The sequence below is a fragment of the Massilia mucilaginosa genome (assembly GCF_011682145.1).
Classification (GTDB): Bacteria; Pseudomonadota; Gammaproteobacteria; order Burkholderiales; family Burkholderiaceae_D; genus Telluria_A; species Telluria_A mucilaginosa.
In genome coordinates, this window is sequence record NZ_WHJH01000378.1 from 1 (window position 1) to 275 (window position 275).

At 55.3% G+C, this 275-nt stretch carries 1 protein-coding gene; it reads left to right on the forward strand.

All coding sequences use genetic code 11. The annotated features are described in order from the left end of the window. Positions 1–269, forward strand: a 269-nt coding sequence (locus F2P45_RS37575) for a transposase (protein ID WP_187367275.1), incomplete at its 5' end; no start/stop codon positions are given. Positions 270–275 lie beyond the last annotated feature (6 nt).

A 275-nucleotide genomic window follows, 5' to 3' on the forward strand; every position in this document is an offset into this window, starting at 1 on the left:
TCGCCAATTGCATGCGCTTGTTGCTGCACGCGGCGGCCTACATTCTGCATCAGCAACTGCGTACCGAAGGGCTACGGTATACCGCGCTGTCGCAGGCGCAGCCATCAACGGTCATTGCCAAACTGTTTAAAATCGCCGTGCAGGTCAAGCAGTACAAGAACAAGATCGTTCTTCATCTGCCAAGCGCCTGCCCAGTCAAACATCTGCTCCACACCCTGGCCGAGCGTCTGTATCTGACGATTCCAGCCAGGACCATTAACTCGACCTGAACACGT